The organism is Nocardiopsis sp. TNDT3, assembly GCF_003427465.1.
Lineage (GTDB): Bacteria > Actinomycetota > Actinomycetes > Streptosporangiales > Streptosporangiaceae > Nocardiopsis > Nocardiopsis dassonvillei.
In genome coordinates this window covers 1-1,943 of sequence record NZ_QPFC01000263.1, presented here as the reverse complement: position 1 = coordinate 1,943, position 1,943 = coordinate 1, and the positions used below count along the sequence as shown (strand labels likewise).

The 1,943-nt window shown below is 72.1% G+C and carries 2 protein-coding genes; both read left to right on the top strand.

What is annotated here, in order from left to right; translation table 11 throughout:
- Positions 1–85 precede the first annotated feature (85 nt).
- The gene (locus tag DQW06_RS07225) at positions 86–727 is read left to right on the top strand and encodes a TetR/AcrR family transcriptional regulator (RefSeq protein WP_013153100.1); all 642 of its coding nucleotides are present in this window, start codon (positions 86–88) and stop codon (positions 725–727) included.
- A gap of 10 nt (positions 728–737) precedes the next feature.
- Positions 738–1,928 (top strand): acyltransferase family protein, encoded by a 1,191-nt coding sequence (locus DQW06_RS07220; protein ID WP_013153101.1) that lies wholly within the window; start codon positions 738–740, stop codon positions 1,926–1,928.
- Positions 1,929–1,943: the final 15 nt, after the last annotated feature.

Here is a 1,943-nt window from a genome sequence, read left to right as displayed (position 1 = left end):
GGCCCCGGGAGGGGTGGGTGGCGGTCCGGGGTCGGGTCAGGGACATCCCCGATAGTTTCCTGACCGTGCGTGCTAGATTCTGGCCATGCGGTCAAAAAACGAACCAGGCGGACAGAAGCGGTCCTTCATCGAGGAGGCCCGCAGAGCGCAGATCACCTCGGCGGCGGTCGAGACCATCGCCGAGGTGGGCTACCCCAACGCCTCCCTGGCGCGGATCGCGCGCACGGCCGGGATCAGCAAGGGCGTGATCTCCTACCACTTCGCCGGAAAGGACGAGCTCATGGACCAGGTGGTGACCGACGTCTACACCGAGATCGCCGAGTCCGTCCTCCCCGGGATGCTGGAGCAGACCAACGCCGCCGACATGCTGCGGGCCCACGTGCGCGGCGTGGCCGAGTACGCGCTGTCCCACCCCGAGCGCATGGCCACGCTGGCGCAGATCTTCACCCACGCGCGCAAGGCGGACGGCTCCCCGCGCTACGGGGCGGCGGAGTCCGACGTGCTCTACGAGTCCCTGGAGGGCCTGTACCGGTCCGGACAGGAGAGCGGCGAGTTCCGCGACTTCGACGTGCGGGTGATGGCGGTGACCCAGCAGACGGCTATCGACGCGATGTTCGCCTACTGGAGCGCCCACCCCGGCCACGACCTCATGGCGCACGCCCGCGAGCTGGGCGAACTGCTCGTGCGCGCCACCCGCGCCGACCGCTCCCCACCCCCGAACGACTGACGAGGACACCATGACGCAGCACGCCAGCCCACCCCTCCTCCCGGACCCCGCGCCGCCCGCGCGCGGGCGCCTGCACCACGTCGACAACCTGCGGGTCGCGCTGACCGTGCTGGTCGTCCTGCACCACGTCGCGCTCACCTACGGCAACATCCCGGTGTGGTTCTACCTCGAACCGGCCCAGGACCCCTCCGGCGGCCTTCTGGACCTGTTCGTCTTCCTCAACCAGACCTACTTCATGGGACTGTTCTTCCTGCTCGCGGGCTACTTCGTGCCCGGAGCGGCCGACCGCCGGGGCGGGCGCGGGCTGGTCCGCGAGCGCCTGGTGCGCCTGGGGGCGCCCTTCCTGCTGTTCGTGCTGCTGGTCCGCCCGTTCCTGATGATCCCCAACTACGGGCCCGCCGTCGAGATGTTCGCGGCCGAGGGCGGCGAGCTGCCGTTCTGGCTGTTCCTGATCGTGACCTACGACCCCGGGCCCATGTGGTTCGTGGAGGTCCTGCTGGTCATGACCCTGGCCTACGTGGCCGTGCGGAGCCTGCGCGAGCGCCGCGCCCGGCAGACGGGCGCGGCGGTCGAGCCCCCCGCGCGGCCCGCCGACACCGCTCCGCTGCGCTGGGCCGTGCCCGTCGCGGCCCTCACCCTGGGCCTGGCACTGGTCACCTTCGCCTGGCGCTACCTGGCCCCGGCCCCGTACTGGCCGATCGTGGGGCTGCCCAGCCCCGGCTTCCTGCCCCAGTACGTCACCCTGTTCGTCCTGGGCGTGCTGGCCTACCGGGGCAACTGGCTGGTCCGGCTGCCCGGCGCCGCCGGGTGGTGGGGCGCGGCCCTGGCCCTGACGGGTCTGGCGGCGGGAGCGGCGGTCACGGTCCTGCTGGGCGAGATCACGCCCGCGTCGGGCACCTGGCAGGCGCTGGCGCAGATCACCTCCGAGTCCGTCCTGGCCACGGGCGCGATGCTCATGCTGCTGGTGGGCTTCCGGCGCTTCGCCAGCGGGAGCAACCGCCTCACGCGCTGGCTGTCCGACAACGCCTTCGCCGTGTACGTCCTGCACCCGCTGGTGCTGGTAGGGCTGGGTGTGGCCCTGAGCGGTTGGGAGGCCAGCGCGCTCGTGAAGTTCCTCGGCATGGGAGCGCTCGCGGTCCCGGCCTGCTGGGCGCTGGCCACCGCCGTGCGGTCGGTTCCCGGAGCGCGTCGGATCCTGTGAGGGACCGGTCGGGGG

What these genes read in the sequence shown, in the direction of transcription:
- DQW06_RS07220 (WP_013153101.1), top strand. Translation starts at nt 738, where the DNA reads ATGACGCAGCACGCCAGCCCACCCCTCCTCCCGGACCCCGCGCCGCCC.
- DQW06_RS07225 (WP_013153100.1), top strand. Translation starts at nt 86, where the DNA reads ATGCGGTCAAAAAACGAACCAGGCGGACAGAAGCGGTCCTTCATCGAG.